The following is a 17,393-nucleotide window of genomic DNA, read 5'->3' on the forward strand; positions in this document are numbered from 1 at the left end:
CGTCAGATGTTCGCGGCGGAGGGGGTGGGGGTGCCGGTGAGCTCGTCGGTGCGTTCGGTCGCGTCCTCCAGGACGACGCGGCCGATGATCGCGTAGCGCTCGGGGGCCTTGTACTTGAGCCACAGGCCGAGTCCGAGGCCGCCGAAGAAGACGACCCCGACGATCCACGGGATCAGCGTGAAGAAGAACGAGTCGGCGGCCAGCCCGGCCGCCGTCCGCATGTTGACCAGCAGCAGGACGACCACGGCGGCCATGGCGATGCCGCCGGCCAGCGGAGCCGTGAAGGTTCGGAACCAGTGCCGGTCCTCGGGATGGTTCTTGCGGAAGTAGCCGATCACGGCGAATGAGCACAGCGTCTGGACGATGAGGATCGCCATCGTGCCGAGGATCGCGAGCAGCGTGTACAGGTGGATGTACGGGTCCTGTCCGGTCAGCCAGAACAGCGCGACCAGGCCGGTGGCAATGGCCGTCTGCATCACGGAGGAGACGTACGGGGACCCGTGCTTGACGTGCGTACGGCCCAGAGCCGGGTGCAGGAAGCCCTCGCGGCCGATGGCGTAGAGGTAGCGGGCGGCGCACTGGTGGAAGGCCATGCCGCAGGCGAAGGAGCCGGTGAGCAGCAGCCATTGGAAGGCGTCCACGGCCCATCCGCCGATGAAGGTCCGGGTGGGCGCGAAGAACAGGTCGAGCGGGCTGGCGGAGGCGGAGAGCTCCACCGACTCGGCGAGGCCGTTACCCGCGATGGTCATCCAGGAGACGTAGATGTAGAAGAGACCGACGCCGATGACCGAGATCAGGGTGGCCTTGGGGATGACCCGCTTCGGGTCGCGGGACTCCTCCCCGTACATGGCGGTGGATTCGAAGCCGACCCAGGACCAGAACGCGAAGAAGAGCCCGAGTCCGGCGGAGGTTCCGGTGAAGGCGTTCTTCGGGTTCACGGGCTCGAGAGGGATCGCGTCCGGGCCGCCGCCCGCGACCAGTACGGCGGTTGCGACGGCGAACAGGACGGCGATCTCGGCGACGAGCATCACCCCCAGCGCCTTGGCGGTGAGGTTGATGTCGAAATGCGCGAGGACGGCGGTGACCGCCAGCATGGCGGCTGCGTAGACGATCCAGGGCAGGTCGATGCCGAGTTGGTCGTGGACGGTGGTCTTGGTGAAGTAGGAGAAGACACCGACGATCGAGGCCTCGAAGACGATGTAGGCGAGGACCGCGAGCATGCCGGAGGCCATCCCGGCGATCCGGCCGAGGCCGTGTGAGATGTACCCGTAGAAGGCGCCGGCCGCGGTGATCCGCTTGGCCATGGCGACGTAGCCGACGGCGAAGACGGTCAGTACTGCGGTCGCGAACAGGTAGCCGGCGGGGGCGCCGGTCCCATTGCCGAAGCCCACGGCGATGGGGAGGTTCCCGGTCATCGCGGTGATGGGGGCGGCGGTGGCCACGGCCATGAAGACGACGCCCACCAGGCCCACCGAATTGGCTTTGAGCCGCTGCACCTGGGGTGCGCCGCCGCCCGTGCCGGTATCCGTGCTCATAGATCCTCGTTCCTGTCGTGAGGGCGCTCACTCTCACCCCGCGTGACGTGCGCCACAATCGGCAGTCGGCCGGTTAAATGCCATGCAGATACGACGAGTTGTCGAGTGGGACGGGCATGGGGCGATCCCGTGACCCCCGTGGCCCCCGGGGCCGTCGGCGGTAGCGGCCGAGCGGCTCTCCCGGGCAGGGGGGTGGTCTCACGGGCCGCCGCCCTTGCGTCAGTTCGCCGAGTGGAGCGGGGCCGTCCTTGTCAGCGCTGGGACGGCTTGGTCCACGTACGCGACGCAGAGTCGGAGTTACGGCTTCGCGCCCAGCGGGCGGCGTTCCCTTCAGCGTAGGACGACAACGCGACGTCGAGCGCCTGGAGGAGACGACGGGCCGGCAACTGCCGTGCATCCTGCGGGGTGCGCGACCGCGCCGTCGGATTCATGGACAGCCAGGGTGCGACGCTGCTCCGGGAGCCGTAGGCGGGCAGGACGGCCCCGACGCGTCATTTGGGAGAAGGAGGATTCCGGCCCCGTAGCGCCCTTCTTCGATGCCACGCGGGCGCAGGACGTCGCCCACGCTCACCGCTCCCTGCGTTACCCCGGCGAGCAGTTCCGTGCCACCGATGTGACCAGTGCGGTAATTGTCGGCCCAGCGGACGAACTCTCCAGGGGTGGTCTGGATGGATCCGTCTCCGTACTGTTTCCAGGGGGATGAATTGGGAGTGAAGGAGCCGTCCTTCTCGTCGTACGACTTCGCCTTGCCGGGAACATCCACCGCAGGGGACAACGTCATGCGCAGGTGCAGGGGCGTGAAGAATTCCTGTTGGAGGAAGGCCGGGAACGGGGCAGCAGGCGTCGGGCGCCGGCAGGCGGTGTGAGCCGCAAGGCGTTGATACTTCAGGGGCACGGACGCACCCGCTGGTCCGGGCCAGGGGGAGCGAAGGTCAGGCCGTTCTCATCGAGGGCGTTGAACACCGTCAGTCGGGCGTCGGCGAAGACGAAGCTCACGTCCGTGGTGCTGCCGGCGATGTTGTCCACCTTCCATTCGAGCAGTTCGGCACCCTGCAGCGTCATTCCGCGGATCGTCTGCAAGTCGGGCAGCACATCAGGCCGCCACTCCAGGTCGAACCCGGTCCAGGTGACCGGACGGGAGGGGTTGATCGTGTTCCAGGTCAGGGAGAGGTCATCGAATTTCTGGTGATTGATCTCCACTTGCACACCATCGAAGTCCAGCAGTACTGGGCAGTCAGGGAACCATTCATCGTCCACGAGGTCCCACACCATCCAGACCCTCGTCAGGGGACGGCCTCTCAGCGCGTGGAGGCGAGGCCCGTGCGTCCGCGCCACGAGGCCTGGGCCGTTCAGCCAGAGCGGGTGATATCCCTCAATGCCAAAATCGAACACAGGTGCATCATGGCAGGTCGAGTACCAGGATTCGCGTCAGGCGTCACAAGATCTCCGATGGAGCCGAATCACGTGACGCTGATCGTGGGGTACTGCGTGACGCTGACAGGCCCGGTCGCCGCGGCTCGTACCGAGCGGATACGCCTGCGGAACGCGCCGCAAACCCGTGCCTTCCGGCGGGGCCTCCGGCAGGCCGGCGCCTCGCGGTGTCGCGGGACGCCAAGTGGGCCGCAGCGGACCGCCAGTACGGCAGTGGGCCGTGCGGATGCTGCGCGTTCTCCAGGCCGTCTCTGGACCGGCGGTCAGCCGAGCCAGACGATGGCCAGGACGGACAGGTGCCGTGTGAGCTGGTTGATCACGTAGACGACGGACAGTTGTCCGATGGAGGCGGCCCGGATGTCCTCGCCCTCGGGATCACCGGTATCCCACTGCGGCCAGCCCCAGGGGGAGCGGGTCGCGAGGTCGAGGACATCCCGGATCATCTGCGTCGCGGGCTCGGGAAGGTCGGTGAGCGTCTTCGCCGTGTGCGGGGATATTCGCACCGTCCAGGGCGTACTGGTCACTGGCGGTTCCGCAGGACGTCCTCGAGGGCGACGAAGCCGCTCTCGTCACGACCGGAGTCGGTGTACGCGTCGACGGCCGGGGCCGAGGCGACGCGCATCTGCCAGGTACGGACGACGTCGTGCAGCGGGGTGAGTGAGTACGAGTGACGGGAGTCTTCCAGGGCCTTGGCCCAGTCACGCTCGAAGGCCGGCACCCATTGCTCGGCACGGCGGTCGACACGCAGCTGCTCGCGCAACTGGGCCGCGGCGGCCGGGGCCGGCACGGGCGGCGGGGCGGGTGCGTACTCGGGCTGAGCACTCATGGCGTCCTCCAACGATCCTGTTCGACACCCTAGCGAAGTCAAGGGCCCAGCGGCCTCGTTCGTCCTACCCGCTGCCGCCGCCACAAGAGGCGACTTCCTCCTTCCGGGGCAGCATCGAATCAGCCGCGGGAGACACACCCATGATGGACGGTCAGGGACCGGAGCGCAGGCTGTCGCCGTCGGCCTCTCGGGCGGGTGCCTGCGGAGTTGCTCGACTTGATTCCGCGGGCGGACCCCGCCCTGACCTGGAGGGGCTTCGACAGCTACTGCCGGATCAACCAACGTTCACCTGCCCACGACGGCAGGTAGGCACTGGCCCGCCCCTGCAACCGTGCGTCGGGCTTCCACGTCCAGAGTGCATGAGGGAAAACACACTACGGCGGACCGGCATGGAGCCGAGAGGCGAGCGTCGGGCCAGATACGTCCTCGCCGGCCTCGGTGCAGCGACCGGGCTGGCCATCTGGGCACCACGGGCGGCGTTCAGTATCGACGGGGGATTCGAGGGCCACGCCCGCGATCTGAGCGTGGTCTTCGTCGACCTGCCGCTCATCCTGCTCGGCGGCGCGCTGTTGCCGCTCCTCTCCTGGGCCTTGGCCATCAGGCGGGTGCCGCCGTGGGCTGCGGCAGTCGCGGCCTTGGCCGCGCTCGCGCTCGGAGGGTGGGGTCTCACCGAGTGGTGGACCCCCCGTCAGCATCCAGACCCCGGCTACGACATACCCGGGATGTGACGGCGTCCGTTCGTCGCCACACTCCCGTCGACCGGGCCGGCCCAAACGAGCGGGTGGCCCTGGCTTGTGGGGCGGCTCCGTCCCGAAGGGCGGTCGGTGACAGACATGGGTCCATTTGGCTTCTGATATCCCGTACCACGGCGCGCCCACCTGCTCCGGCATCAACAGGCGTCGATCGGGCGCCCCTCTGCAAGGTGATAAGCCGCTTGGGTGTCGAGGAGCAGCAACACGAGAGGAGGATGGTAGCGGCGAGGAGCCGGCCGGCCTCAGAACATGGTGTTGTCGTTCTGGGAGGTGGGTGGGACGACCTGCAGGACGTCCCAGTGCTCGACGATCCTGCCGTCCTGGTCGAAGCGGAAGATGTCGATGCCTGCGTACTCCTCGCCGGGCCAGGTCTGATGGCAGTGCAGGACAACGTGGTCGCCTTCGGCAACGGCGCGCTTGAACTCGACGTGCTTGCCGGGGTATTCGGCGGCCATGCGTTCGAAGTAGTCGACGAACGCTTGCTTGCCGTCGGCTACGTGCGGGTTGTGCTGGATGTACGTGTCGCCGGCGTACCGGTCGATGGCCTCGGCGGGGCGGCACTGGTTGAACATCAGGTCGTAGAACGCCATGGCGCTGGACTTGTTCTTCTCTGAGTCGCTCATGACGTGACCGTAGTACAGCTGCGGACGTCGACCCTCGCGGCTCCACTGCACCAGCCCGCCGCAAGTGGAGCACGCCCCCGAAACGCAGGGACCCGACGCCACCGACCGGCAGCAGCACCCTGTGCGGCTGCCGGTCGTCCCGCCGCGTCTCCGGAGATCCCGTACGGGCGGTCCTACTTGTCGGCGACGAGCTTGCCCGCCGCGCCCCAGCTGTCCGCCGGGACCTCGTGGATCCACACCTGGACGGTCTCGGCAGGGATCTTGTACGCGTCGACGAAGGCGTCCGTGACCCGCTTGACGAGCTCGCGCTTCAGCTCGACATCGCGGGGACCCTGCTGAACGGTGACGATGGGCATGATCGAACTCCCTTGCCAGCGGCGGCTTCCCGGCCTTTCCGGGTCACTCACCGGCATGACCCCAGTCCATCGGATCCGTGCGGCCCGACCAAGGAGCAGACCGCGACCGCAACGATCAGCTCTCGTGATCGTTGCTGGTCGGGAGTGGTGTGAGTGCCTTCAGGAGTACCTCGAGAGCAGCGGGCGGGGTCTCGCGCCGGACGGCCAGGCCGATGGGCAGGGCCAGGCCGGGGGCACGGAACGGGCGGAAGGCGACCCGGGGGCTGAGCAGCACGCGTGCGTGGGCCGCGTACACCGCGGTCCACATCGGTACGGGACCGGCACCGATGGTGGCGAGGGTGTCCTGCAGCGAGCCGCTGACCGGTCCGGGCAACGGCTCGAAGCCGGCCGAGTGGCAGGCTCCGACGACCAGGTCGACGAGGGCCGGGTTGTTGCGGCGGGCGGTTATGCAGAGCCGCAGGCCAGCCAGATCGGAGATGGCCAGTTCCGTCTCGCGGGCGAGTGGATGCGCCGCCGGGAGGGCTGCTACCAGGGGGTCTTCCCACAGCGGCAGGATCCGCACCCCCGGGGCGGGCTCCAGGGAACGTATGAACGCGGCGTCAAGGCGGCCGTCCGCGACCTGCTCCAGGCGGTCGCGGGTGGGGGCCGAAACCAGCTGGACCGCGGTCTCGGGGGCGAGGACGGCCAGGTCGCCGAGCACCCGGTCCAGGTATTCACCGAGGCCGGTGCTGGAACCCAGGCGCAGGCGCAGGCCGGCACCTTCCCGGACGGCGGCCCTGGCCCGTTCGGCGGCGGCGAGCACCGCCCGGGCCTCGGGCAGCAGCCGCTCCCCCGCGCCGGTGAGTCGAACGTGGCGTGGCGAGCGGTCGAAGAGATCGGCCCCCAGCTCCCTTTCCAGCCGCCGCACTTGCTGGCTGACCGCCGATTGCACGATGTGCAGCCGGTCGGCGGCCCGGCCGAAGTGCAGTTCCTCGGCCACGGTAACGAAGTAGCTCAGCTGCCGCAGTTCCATCTGCCGACTGTATCCGTCGAGGTCAGACGACCATCCGGCGGAGCACGCAGGCGGTCGCGGCCAGGAACGGCGCCAAGTGCTTCGTGGCCACAGCGGCCACGGGGAAATGACCGAGGTCGCCGTGAGGGGAGGGAAGAGGCGTTGCGCGGGAAGGATGGCGGCTGCGTGATCCACGAGTGGACGACACGCCGAGCACGTTCCCGAACTCACTGCCGGCCCTGCGTGCCGCGCGCGCCGAGCGGGCTTCGCATGTCCTGTGGTCAGCCCTCACCCTCAACATCGCCCGCACACATGGCAGTACGGCGATGTTGCGCTGTGGATGAAAAGCTTTGGCCGTCGATCAGTACCGGGCTAGCTTTGCCGCATGCGCGAGTTGATCACCGACGACCGTCGGACGTTGGCAGTGGAGGAATGGGGCGACCCCACCGGGACACCGGTCGTCTACCTGCACGGCAGCCCGATGAGCCGACTGGCCCGATACCCCGACGATTCCCTGTTCCACGAGCTCGGCGTCCGGCTGATCACCTATGACCGGCCCGGGTTCGGCGGCTCCACACCGAAGCCGGGGCGTCGGGTCATCGATGCCGCCGCTGACGTCGCCGCCATCACCGCCGCACTCGGCCTGGACCGCTTCGCGGTGTTCGGGGTGTCCGGAGGCGGCCCGCACGCCATGGCTTTCGCCGCCCGGCATCCCGAACGGGTGACGCGGCTGGGGGCGCTGGCGAGCCCGGCCCCGCGTGACGCCGCCGGGCTGGACTGGACCGCCGGCATGAGCGAGGGAAACCGCCACAGCGCCGCCGTGGCGTTGACCGGGAGGCAGGCCGTCACGGAACACCTGGCGAATCTCGGAACGGCCGACTTCCCGCCGCTGCCGGAGATCGAACAGACCGTCCTCTCCCGACCGGAGATCAGCGCGATGATGGGCGCGGCGTTCGCCGAAGCGGTCCGGCCGGGGCTCGACGGCTGGGTGGACGACGTCTCCGCCATCTTCGGTACGGAATGGGGCTTCGACCCGGCAGACATCACGGTCCCGACGCGGATCTGGCACGGTGGCCTCGACACCCTGGTGCCCCCAGCGCACGGCGAGTGGCTCGCCGCACGCATGCCGACCGCGACGCTGATCAGACAAGCCGATGCCGGCCACGGCGGCCACTTCGACGCCACTCCCGCGATGCTCGCCTGGCTGATCAGCGACCTCAACGGCGAGGCCCACGCCCCCGGAAGCTGACCTCGAGATCACCATGGTGGTGCCCGGGGCAGCCGAGGGAGTGGCTGCCGTATGAGGGCACAATGGTCCCGTGGGCGCTCAAATCAAGATCTTCAGGCTCTTCAGCTACCAGCCTTGCGGGCACGAACTGCTGGTGCGTGTTGTCCGGCCCGCTGCACCGAACGCCGATCAAGGGGCGTTGGATGCCGCCGACGACGTCGCCGACTCGGCGACGGAACATCTGTGCACTCGGTGGGAGCAGCGGCGCTTGCAGACCCAGTGTCCACACCAGCACACGTCGAACCTGGTCGCTGAGATGCAGGAGGAACCGGTCGGGGAGGACCTCCTCGGCTCTGGTGGCCGTCAGCTCGGGATATGGGCGGCGAGGACGGAGTACGGCGCGCCGTGGATGGTCCTCGGGACCGCAGCGACCGAAGCGGAGTTCTGGCAACAGGTCCGAGACGACCCCGACCTGCTCCATCTCGGCCCCCTGGCGCCCGCCGAACGGCGCCAGGTCCATTTCCTCACCGACGAGGACGTGGAGCGCTGAGCGTACGCGCTGCCGCCTGGTGGCGCGCGGATGCGGGACCGGTCGGCCATGGCCGGGGCGCGTCCGGCTGTCATCCGGTGCGGCCCGCGGCCTCCGTCCCGGTGTCGAGGGCGGCCAGGACCCGGTCGGGGGTCAAGGGCAGTTCCCGCAGCCGCCGGCCGGTGGCGTGGCACACGGCGTTGCCGATCGCGGCGGCGGTGCCGACGATGCCGATCTCCCCGATGCCCTTGCTGCCCATCGGATTGAGGTGCTTGTCGTGCTCGTCGATCCAGTGGGCCTCGAGGGCGAGCACGTCCGCGTTCGCCGGCACGTGGTAGGCGGCCAGGTCCCGCTCCGCGAAGTCGCCGAACGCCGGGTCCAGCCCGCTGTGCTCGGTCAGCGCCATGCCCAGGCCCATCACCATCCCCCCGATGAGCTGGGAGCGGGCGGTACGCGGGTTGAGGATGCGGCCGGCGGCGAAGACGCCGAGCAGCCTGCGGACGCGCACCTCACCCGTGACGGTGTCGGCCTGGACCTCGGCGAAGTGCGCCCCGAACGAGTGGCGCGCGTACGGGGACTTCTGCTTCGCGGACTGGGTGGTGTCGGCGGACGCGGAGAGCCCGGCGGCGGGCAGCGGCCCCTGGTGCCCGGCCAGCCGGCCCGTCAACGCGGTGCAGGCGTCGTGCACCGCCCAGCCCCAGGACGCCGTTCCGGTGGAGCCGCCGGCGACGGGGCCGGGAGGCAGCGCGCTGTTGCCGATGGCCAGCGAGACGGCGTCGAGCGGGACGTGCAGGGCGTCGGCGGCGATCTGTGCCAGGACCGTCCGGGCGCCGGTGCCGATGTCGGTGGCGTTGACCTCGACCAGGTAGCTCCCGTCGGGGCGGGCGTGGGCCCGGGCGCCCGAAGGGGCGATGTAGACGGGGTAGGTGGCGGCGGCCACGCCGGCGCCGATGAGGAACGGCCCCTCGCGGCGGGGCGGCCGGCGGCCGGCCCAGCCGAACCGGCGTGCGCCCTCGCGCAGGCACTCCACGAGGTGGCGGCTGCTGAACGGGCGGCCGCTGTCGGGCTCGGTGGCCGGGTCGTTGCGCACCCGCAGCTCGACGGGGTCCATGCCGAGGGCGTCGGCCAGCTCGTCCATCGCCGACTCCAGGGCGTACATGCCCGGGGTTTCGCCGGGGGCACGCATCCAGGAGGGCGTGGGCACGTCGAGCGCAGTGACGCGGTGGGTGGTGCGGCTGTCCTGGACGGCGTACATCACCCGGGCGGGCACGGCGGCCTGTTCGACGAACTCGCGGACCTGCGAGGTGTGCGTGGTGACCTCGTGGGTGAGGGCGGTGAGGGTGCCGTCGGGGCGGGCGCCGAGCCGGAGGTGGTGCAAGGTGGGCGCGCGGTGGCCGACGGTGGCGGCCATGTGCTGCCGGGGCAGGGACAGCGTGACGGGGCGTCCGCAGTGCCGGCTGGCCATCACGGCGAGGACGACGTGGGGGCGCGGTGTGCCCTTGGAGCCGAATCCGCCGCCGACGTGCTCGGCCAGGACGGTGATCTGGTCCTCCCGTAGCCCGAACAGCCCGGCCAGGACGTTGCGCACCATCGTGGTGCCCTGGCAGGAGTCGTACACGGTGAGGTGGCCGCGTTCGGCGTCCCAGTCGGCGGTGGCGGCGTGCGGCTCCATGGCGTGGTTGTGCAGCGGCGGAACCGAGTAGCGGACGTCGACGCGTACGGGCGCGTCGGCGAACGCCGTGTCGGGGTCGCCCTGTTCGCGGTGTGCGGGGTAGCCGCCGTTGACCTCTTCGGGGGTGTACAGGCCCAGATGCCCTTCGCGCAGGGTGACGTCGTGCGGCTCCGCCTCGTAGGTGACCTGTACGGCGTCGGCGGCGGCCCGCGCCCCCTCGAGACTGTCGGCGACGGCCAGCGCCACGTACCAGCCGCGGTGCGGCACCCGCAGGTCCTGCAGGACCTGCAGGGTGGGGTCGTCGGAGGGGCCCAGGCGGGGGGCGTCGTAGGGGGTGAGGACGCTCAGTACGCCGGGCAGGGCCAGGGCGTCGGCGGTGTCGACGGCGGTGATCCGGCCGCGGGCAACGGTCGCGGGAACCGGCCAGGCGTAGGCCCGCAGGGGCAGGTGCTGTTCGGCGGCGTAGCGGGCGGCGCCGGTCACCTTCTCCCGGCCTTCGCGCCGTGGGACGGAGGCGCCCAGAGCGGCGGCGGAGGTGGCGGTGGTTGCGAGGGTGGCGGAGGTCGGGCTCATCGTGGTCCTGTTCCTGGTCGGTGGCGCCGCTACGGCGTGGCGGGGGAACCGGGGTGCGTGCCGGCGAGCTCGGCGATGGCGTCGCAGGCGAGGTTGCGGGCGAGCGGGATCTTGTACGCGTTGTCGCGCAGGGGCCTCGCCAGCGCGAGTTCGGCTTCGACGGCCGCGCGGACGGCGTCGGGGCGCGGTACGGCGCCGGTCAGCCGGGCCTCGGCGGTGGTCGCACGCCAGGGCCGGTGGGCGAGGCCGCCGAAGGCGAGGGCGACCCGGCGAACGCGGCCGTCGTCGAGGTCGAGGACCACGGCGACCGAAGCAAGGGCGAAGGCGTACGAGGCGCGTTCGCGGGCCTTGCGGTAGAGGGAGACGGCGCCCGGCGCGCCGGCGGGCAGGATCACCGCCGTGATGATCTCCCCGGGGCGGATCACGGTGTCCTGCTCGGGCCGGTCTGCGGGCAGCCGGTGGAACTCGGTGGCCGCGACGGTACGGGTGGCTCCCGCCTCGCCGTACAGCTCGACTTCGGCGTCCAGCGCGGCGAGGGCCACGGCCATGTCGGAGGGGTGGGTCGCGATGCAGTGCTCGGAGTGTCCCAGCACCGCGTGGTCGCGGTGTAGGCCGTCGCGGGCCCCGCAGCCGCTGCCGGGTTCGCGCTTGTTGCAGGGTTTGGAGAGGTCCTGGAAGTAGCCGCAGCGGGTGCGCTGGAGCAGGTTTCCGCCGGTGGTGGCGACGTTGCGCAGCTGGCCGGAGGCACCGGAGAGCAGCGCCCGGCTGAGGAGCGGGTAGCGGGTGCGCACCAGCGGGTCGGCGGCCAGGTCGCTGTTGCGGACCGCGGCGCCGACGCGCAAGCCGCCGTCGGGGAGTTCGCGGATCTCCCCCAGCGGCAGGCGGGAGACGTCGATGAGGGCGCCGGGGGTCTCGACGCCCAGTTTCATCAGGTCCACGAGGTTGGTGCCGCCGGCGAGATAGCGGGAGCCGGGGTGGGCGGCGTAGGCGGCGGCCGCCTCCTGGAGGCTGGCGGCGCGTACGTAGGCGAAGGGCTTCATGCGGTCATCCCCGCACCCGTCGCGGTGGCCGCGGCTTCGGCTCCCGCCTCGGCGACGGCTCGGACGATCGCGGGGTAGGCGCCGCAGCGGCAGAGGTTCCCGCTGAGCCGTTCCCTGATCTCCTCGGCGGTCAGCACGGCGGGGCCGGAGGCCGCCGCGGTCGCGGCGGCGGTGACGTGCGAGGGGTGGCCGGCGGCGGCTTCGCGGAGCGCGCCGACCGCGGAGCAGAGCTGGCCGGGGGTGCAGTAGCCGCACTGGAAGGCGTCGTGCTCCATGAAGGCGCGCTGGAGCGGGTGGAGGGCGCCGTCGGGGCCGGCCAGGCCCTCGACGGTGGTGATCTCACAGCCGTCGAGGGCCACGGTGAGGAGCAGGCAGGCGTTGACGCGCCGGCCGTCCAGCAGGACGGTGCAGGAACCGCACTGCCCGTGGTCGCAGCCCTTCTTGGCGCCGGTCAGGTCCAGGTGCTCGCGCAGGGCGTCGAGGAGCGTGACCCGGTGGTCCAGGTCGAGGTCGTGGTGGACACCGTTGACGCGGAGGGTCACTCGGGAGCGGGCGGCTCCGGCAGGCGCGTCGTCCGGCGTGCGCGGCGCCGGTCCGGGGCCGCCATCGGGGGCAGGCCGGTGGGCGGGCGGGTCGGTTGCGTGAGCCACAACGAGCTCCCTTGACGTCCGTTCGAGGTGGGAATGTCCCCTTGCGTGCCCAGCCTGGCCCCTCGCACGCCCGAGCGCGCCGTACGCCCCCGCCGACCTCCCCCGTACGGCCCACGCGGTCGGGTGTCACGGCGCAGAGCGGCTGCCCCCCCCATGGCGCGAATCGGGTACACGATGACGGCGCGGGGGCGTGAACCGGAGTCGCTGCCGGGAACGGCGAGCGGCCGCCCCTTTTCATCCCCAGGGGCGGCCGCCTGCTTCAACGAGTCGATGTGCCGGTGTCAGCACTCATGATGGGTCTGCCTATAGGACACCTCCTGTCTGCGGACATGGCGATGAAAGGTTCCGCGTGAAAGCATTCGATCCTGTTACGTGGCCCTCAGGACCGGAATCGCGGATCGGACGGGATGGAAACGAGCTCCTGGCGGGGGGCTTGCTCCTTTCTTCGACGCTTGCCTGTGGATTGATGCCCAGGCATGGGACTTCAGGCGGCTGCCGCGGCCGACAGCCGTCCGCCGGTCAGCCAGATACGCGACATCGCATCGGCCAGAGCCGGGAATCGGGCGGCCTCGCAGATCATTTCCGAGAGCACGAGCATTCCATGTGCCGTGCACTTCGGATCGCGGTTCCGGTGCAGCCAGATCACCGCGTCGCCCAGGGGCCGGCGCCCCAGGAAGATCCCCAGACGCCGCACGGCGGCGGCCATCTCCAGGTCGGAGCGGTCTCCACCGAACGGCAGGGCTTCGGTCCGGCGGATCCCCGGTGGCGAAACGGAGTCCCTGACGTGGCGCACGCACGCTTCCGGCGGGACCTGCCCGTTCTCGAAAGTGTTGCGGAATCCGACGATGCGCATGCCCGTGTCGTGCAAGCGGAGCTCGATGTAGAGCTCGATGGACAAACCTCGCAGCTGAATGCGCAGGGGCAGGTAGGCCATTTCCCCCGGCCGTCGCGAGGCCCCGCCGAAAAATCCCTGCGCATCCTCCGCCCTCGACCGGATGGTCGACGTCAGGAGCCGATACTCGTCCGCTGATGCGTGCGCCGGGGAAAACACCACGGGTGTCAGCATTGCTGCCCCCATCAGGGGAGGCCGCCGGAAATCGACCTTCCCTGAAGTAATCTGACCGCGATCGGTTCGATCCTGCTGCATTCACGCATACGCATCCACCGCCTTCGACGTCATCCCCATCGCAGGGTTCGGATCGGTTCCGTCCTTTGTAGTCGTCCTGCTGGCGGCCGGGGAAATACTTGGCCTCTGATGCTAAGAATTGAGCGCGTGATTCCGGTGGGCAGCGCCCGTCAAGGCCAAACGTCACTCGATGTCACTACAGTCATCCCAACGGGCAGGAGAACATCGACGCGGAAGCCGATGGCCTGCCCGACGTCCAGCAACGCGACGAGGCAGAACAAGACGCCACAAAGCACCACTGACCGCATCGGAGACGCCATGGCGATCACCCTGCTCAGCATCGCCATGGTGGTGGCTGCCCTCGTCATCAGGACGGCAGTCGCCGAAGTCCGCCGGCCCGGCAGCGGACGCAAGCACTGGAGGTTCCTCACCAACCCGCGAGCCCTCGCCACCGGCGCCCTCACCGGCCTGCTGCTCGGCCTCCTCGCCTGGGCCACGGCGGGAGCCGTCGCAGCGGCCTGGGCCGTGCTCGCCGGCGCGCTCGTCGCCTACGTGGCCGGAACCGAGGAACGCGACGGCTGACGAGGTTTGCGCAGGTGAGCGATGCCGCGCACGGCGTGACGGACGCCGTCGCCCCTACGGTGGCCGTCAGCCCTCGCGGCCCGGCAGGAGCTCCTTGGCCTTGGCCACGGCGAAACCCCAGCCCTGGGCCACGGTCGGTTTACCGGGCACGGCCACTTCCTCCGGGTTCGTGAGCACGTCCAGCAGGACCGGCCCCGGCGTCTCGAAGGCCCGGCGTACGCCCTCGTGGAGCTCGGCCGGGTCGGTTACCCGGATCCCCGTCAGACCGAGGGCCGTGGCAACCGCGGCGAAATCGGGGTTGTCGAGTTCCGTGCCGAATTCGGGCAGGCCAGCCTGCTCCTGTTCCAGCTTGACCATGCCCAGGCGGCGGTTGTCGAAGACGACGAGCTTCACCGGCAGCCGGTACGTCTTGATGGTCATGAGGTCGCCGAGCAGCATGCTCAGCCCACCGTCCCCGCAGAGCGCGACGATCTGCCGGTCGGGCGCCCACAGCTGGGCACCGAGGGCCTGGGGCATGGCGTTGGCCATCGAGCCGAGGTTGTACGAGCCGATCAGGCGGCGGTCGCCGTGCATGGTGACGAAGCGGGAGAGCCAGACGGTGGCCATGCCGGTGTCGGAGGTGAAGACGGCGTCGGCGTCGGCGTAGGCGTCCACCGCCGCGGCCAGCGCCTCCGGGCGGACGGCGTGATCGCGGTTGTCCAGGGCGGCCCGGAGCTTCCCGGTCCAGCGGTGCTCGTGCGCGGGGTCGGCCAGCCGCTGCTGTCCCTCCTGCCACCGGAGGAAACGCTCCCGGGCGTCGTCGAGGTGTGCACGGTCCGGGACCGCCTTCAACAGCGGCAGCAGCGCCCGCAGCGTGGCCCCGACATCACCGGCCAGGCCCACGTCCACGGGGGTGCGGCGTCCCAGGTGGTCCTCGCGGGAGTCGACCTGGATCACCTTGACGTCCTTCGGGTACCACTCCCGGTAGGGGAAGTCGGTCCCCAGCATGAAGAGCACGTCCCCGCTGTCGAGGGCATGGGCGGCGGCGGGGTTGCCGATGAGGCCGGTCTGGCCCACCTGGAAGGCGTTGTCGTCCTCGAACCCCTCCTTCGCCTTCAGCGTGAGCACCATGGGCGCCGCCAGCAGCTCGGCGGTCCGCAGGACCTCGGTACGGGCCTCCCGGGCGCCCTGGCCGACGAGGAGGGTCACCCGGGAGGCGGCGTTCAGCAGCTCGGCGGCCCGGGCGAGGGCAGGGTCGTCGGGCCGGGTGACGGCGCGGTCGAGGGCGAAGCGCGTGGGCCGGTCGTCGCTCAGCTCCTGGTCGCCCAGGTCGCCGGGGACGGTCAGGACGGCCACTCCGCCCCGGGTCACAGCGGCGCGTACGGCCGATTCGAGCAGGCGCGGCATCTGGTCCGGGGAGGTGACGGTGGCCCGGTGGACGGCGACGTCGCGGAAGAGCAGATCGTTGTCGACCTCCTGGAAGTAGTCGCTGCCGATCTCGGCGAGGGGGACCTGGCCGCAGATGGCCAGGACGGGCGTGCGGCTCTTGGCGGCGTCGTAGAGACCGTTGAGCAGGTGCACGGATCCGGGTCCCACCGTGCCCATGCACACCCCGAGGGTCCCGGAGAGCTGGGACTGCGCCGAGGCGGCGAAGGCCGCGGCCTCCTCGTGGCGGCAGCCGACCCAGTTCAGGCCGACGGATGTACGGATCGCTTCGGTCAGCGGGTTCAACGCGTCTCCGACGACGCCGAAGACGTGCTGGACGCCGAGTTCCTCGAGTGCGTCGACGATGACGCGGGCGACGGTGCGTGCCACGGGACTGCCCTTCGTTTGCCGGTTCAGCGGCCGGTTCAGCTGTCGGTTCAGCGGGTGAAGCGGTCGGGGTCGGCCGCCTTCCAGTCGGCTGCCCAGCTTTCGGGCGGCGATGCGAGCAGTTCTCCGGGGGCGAGCCAGGCGTGGAGTTCGGCGTACGAGCGGACGGTGTGCGGGTCCACCCGCTGGAGCAGCATGTGGGGGCGCAGCCCGCGCGCGTCGTCGACGCCCATGGCCGCCATGATCTGCAGCGCGCTCTTGACGGTCGCTTCCTGGTAGCGACGTACGCGCTGCCCCTTGTCACCGACGTCCAGGGCCCGGGCGCGCCGCTGGTCCTGGGTGGCCACCCCGACGGGGCAGGTGTTGGTGTGGCAGCGCTGGGCCTGGATGCAGCCGATCGCGAACATCATGGCGCGGGCCGAGTTGGTGTAGTCGGCGCCTTGGACCAGGCGTTTGACGAGGTCGCTGCCGGTGGCGACCTTTCCGGAGGCTCCGATCCGGATGCGGTCGCGCAGACCGGAGCCGACGAGGGCGTTGTGGACGCTCATCAGGCCGTCGCCGAGCGGCAGGCCCACATGGTCGGCGAACTCCAGGGGCGCCGCGCCCGTGCCGCCCTCCGCGCCGTCGACGACGATGAAGTCGGGGGTGACGTCCGCCTCCCGCATGGCCTTGCACACGGCGAGGAACTCACGGCGCGATCCGACGCACAGCTTGAACCCCACGGGCTTGCCGCCGGCGAGCTCCCGCATGCGGGCCAGGAAGCGCACCAGCTCGCGCGGGGTGGAGTACACGCGGTGGAACGGCGGCGAGACGACGGTCTCCCCCTGCGGCACTCCGCGCACCCGTGCGATCTCCGCGTTCACCTTGGCACCGGGCAGGACGCCGCCGATGCCCGGCTTGGCGCCCTGACTGATCTTCAGCGACACGCACTTGACCTGCGGGTGTGCGGCCTTCTCGGCGAACTGCCGCTCGTCGAAGCCCCCGTCGTCGGTGCGGCACCCGAAGTATCCGGTGCCGATCTCCCAGACGAGGTCCCCGCCGGGGCGCAGGTGGTACTCGGACACGCCGCCTTCGCCGGTGTCGTGGGCGAAGCCGCCCAGCTGCGCGCCGGTGTTGAGGGCGAGGACGGCGTTGGCGGACAGGGAGCCGAAGCTCATCGCCGAGACGTTGAGCAGGGACATGTCGTATGGCTCGGTGCAGTCGGGTCCGCCGATCCGGACCCGGGGCGGATCGGCCGGTACCGGGTGCGGGGCCATGGACGGGGTGAGGTATTCGCTGCCGGGCCGGTGGAGGTCGAGCTCGGTGCCGAACGGCTCCTCCGCGTCGGTGCCCTTGGCCCGCTCGTAGACGATGCTGCGGGTGTCGCGGTCGAAGGGGCTGCCGTCGACGTTCCGCTCGATGAAGTACTGCTGGATCTCCGGCCGCAGCGCCTCCAGGGCGAACCGGAGGTGACCGAGCAGGGGGTAGTTCCGCAGGATGGAATGCCGGCGTTGCAGGAGGTCGTACGAGGCCACCAGGACGAGCAGCAGCGAGGGGCCGGCCACGGCCCACCACCAGGGCGAGAGGAGGACGGCGGCGGCCGCGGCGAGCGCCGCTGCGGCGCCGGGCAGGATCAGGGCAAGTGTCTTCAGCACATCCCGCTTGTGTCCCGACGACCGCGCGCCAAGCGTTCCCGGGGCTGTCGGAGT

Annotated in this window: 17 protein-coding genes; 4 read left to right on the forward strand and 13 right to left on the reverse strand. The window is 70.6% G+C overall.

The genetic code is table 11. From position 1 onward, the window contains the following. Positions 1-2: 2 nt before the first annotated feature. The 4 genes from AB5J51_RS02625 to AB5J51_RS02640 form a co-directional block, all read right to left on the reverse strand. The gene (locus AB5J51_RS02625) at positions 3-1,535 is read right to left on the reverse strand and encodes an APC family permease (RefSeq protein WP_053790947.1); all 1,533 of its coding nucleotides are present in this window, start codon (positions 1,533-1,535) and stop codon (positions 3-5) included. Between the two features lie 885 nt (positions 1,536-2,420). Continuing rightward, complete coding sequence (locus tag AB5J51_RS02630; RefSeq protein ID WP_234382973.1) at positions 2,421-2,792, reverse strand: hypothetical protein; 372 nt, start codon at positions 2,790-2,792, stop codon at positions 2,421-2,423. Positions 2,793-3,229: 437 nt separating this feature from the next. Continuing rightward, positions 3,230-3,490, reverse strand: a complete 261-nt coding sequence (locus AB5J51_RS02635; protein ID WP_053790949.1) for a hypothetical protein — start codon at positions 3,488-3,490, stop codon at positions 3,230-3,232. Beyond that, positions 3,487-3,792, reverse strand: a complete 306-nt coding sequence (locus tag AB5J51_RS02640) for a DUF6247 family protein (RefSeq protein ID WP_369776662.1) — start codon at positions 3,790-3,792, stop codon at positions 3,487-3,489. Before AB5J51_RS02640 ends, AB5J51_RS02635 begins: the two co-directional genes overlap by 4 nt. 389 nt (positions 3,793-4,181) lie before the next feature. Between AB5J51_RS02640 and AB5J51_RS02645 the strand changes: the two genes are divergently transcribed. Beyond that, positions 4,182-4,520, forward strand: a complete 339-nt coding sequence (locus AB5J51_RS02645; protein WP_053787649.1) for a hypothetical protein — start codon at positions 4,182-4,184, stop codon at positions 4,518-4,520. A 266-nt stretch (positions 4,521-4,786) separates the two neighbouring features. On the opposite strand, the gene AB5J51_RS02650 is transcribed toward AB5J51_RS02645, so the two are convergent. The 3 genes from AB5J51_RS02650 to AB5J51_RS02660 all read right to left on the reverse strand — a co-directional run bounded on the left by AB5J51_RS02650 (position 4,787) and on the right by AB5J51_RS02660 (position 6,535). Next, on the reverse strand, positions 4,787-5,167 hold the full coding sequence (locus tag AB5J51_RS02650) for a nuclear transport factor 2 family protein (protein WP_369776664.1): 381 nt from the start codon (positions 5,165-5,167) through the stop codon (positions 4,787-4,789). Positions 5,168-5,340: 173 nt separating this feature from the next. Continuing rightward, on the reverse strand, positions 5,341-5,523 hold the full coding sequence (gene dmpI / locus AB5J51_RS02655; protein ID WP_053787651.1) for a 4-oxalocrotonate tautomerase DmpI: 183 nt from the start codon (positions 5,521-5,523) through the stop codon (positions 5,341-5,343). A 115-nt stretch (positions 5,524-5,638) separates the two neighbouring features. Beyond that, a complete protein-coding gene (locus tag AB5J51_RS02660) occupies positions 5,639-6,535 on the reverse strand; it encodes a LysR family transcriptional regulator (protein ID WP_369776665.1) in 897 nt (298 codons plus the stop codon). Between the two features lie 364 nt (positions 6,536-6,899). Between AB5J51_RS02660 and AB5J51_RS02665 the strand changes: the two genes are divergently transcribed. Next, a complete protein-coding gene (locus AB5J51_RS02665) occupies positions 6,900-7,763 on the forward strand; it encodes an alpha/beta fold hydrolase (RefSeq protein ID WP_136226283.1) in 864 nt (287 codons plus the stop codon). A gap of 70 nt (positions 7,764-7,833) precedes the next feature. Continuing rightward, positions 7,834-8,292, forward strand: coding sequence for a hypothetical protein (locus AB5J51_RS02670; RefSeq protein WP_136226282.1), 459 nt, complete (start codon positions 7,834-7,836; stop codon positions 8,290-8,292). Positions 8,293-8,362: 70 nt separating this feature from the next. Here the strand turns inward: AB5J51_RS02670 and AB5J51_RS02675 are convergent, their stop codons facing one another. The 4 genes from AB5J51_RS02675 to AB5J51_RS02690 form a co-directional block, all read right to left on the reverse strand. Then, positions 8,363-10,516, reverse strand: a complete 2,154-nt coding sequence (locus tag AB5J51_RS02675) for a xanthine dehydrogenase family protein molybdopterin-binding subunit (protein WP_053787655.1) — start codon at positions 10,514-10,516, stop codon at positions 8,363-8,365. Between the two features lie 29 nt (positions 10,517-10,545). Then, complete coding sequence (locus AB5J51_RS02680; protein ID WP_136226280.1) at positions 10,546-11,556, reverse strand: xanthine dehydrogenase family protein subunit M; 1,011 nt, start codon at positions 11,554-11,556, stop codon at positions 10,546-10,548. Next, complete coding sequence (locus tag AB5J51_RS02685) at positions 11,553-12,206, reverse strand: 2Fe-2S iron-sulfur cluster-binding protein (protein WP_136226279.1); 654 nt, start codon at positions 12,204-12,206, stop codon at positions 11,553-11,555. The genes AB5J51_RS02680 and AB5J51_RS02685 overlap by 4 nt, the downstream gene beginning before the upstream one ends. Before the next feature lie 484 nt (positions 12,207-12,690). After that, positions 12,691-13,272 (reverse strand): ribosome-inactivating family protein, encoded by a 582-nt coding sequence (locus AB5J51_RS02690; protein WP_240805515.1) that lies wholly within the window; start codon positions 13,270-13,272, stop codon positions 12,691-12,693. Positions 13,273-13,650: 378 nt separating this feature from the next. Here AB5J51_RS02690 and AB5J51_RS02695 point away from each other — a divergent pair, with 378 nt between their 5' ends. After that, a complete protein-coding gene (locus tag AB5J51_RS02695; RefSeq protein WP_053787659.1) occupies positions 13,651-13,914 on the forward strand; it encodes a hypothetical protein in 264 nt (87 codons plus the stop codon). 66 nt (positions 13,915-13,980) lie between these two features. On the opposite strand, the gene AB5J51_RS02700 is transcribed toward AB5J51_RS02695, so the two are convergent. Then, positions 13,981-15,708 carry a thiamine pyrophosphate-dependent enzyme gene (locus tag AB5J51_RS02700; protein WP_053787660.1) on the reverse strand — a complete coding sequence of 576 codons (1,728 nt, stop codon included), beginning with the start codon at positions 15,706-15,708 and terminating at the stop codon, positions 13,981-13,983. A 47-nt stretch (positions 15,709-15,755) separates the two neighbouring features. Beyond that, positions 15,756-17,339, reverse strand: a complete 1,584-nt coding sequence (locus tag AB5J51_RS02705) for an FMN-binding glutamate synthase family protein (protein ID WP_369776668.1) — start codon at positions 17,337-17,339, stop codon at positions 15,756-15,758. Positions 17,340-17,393 lie beyond the last annotated feature (54 nt).

The organism is Streptomyces sp. R33 (assembly GCF_041200175.1).
In the GTDB taxonomy this organism is placed as follows: domain Bacteria; phylum Actinomycetota; class Actinomycetes; order Streptomycetales; family Streptomycetaceae; genus Streptomyces; species Streptomyces katrae_B.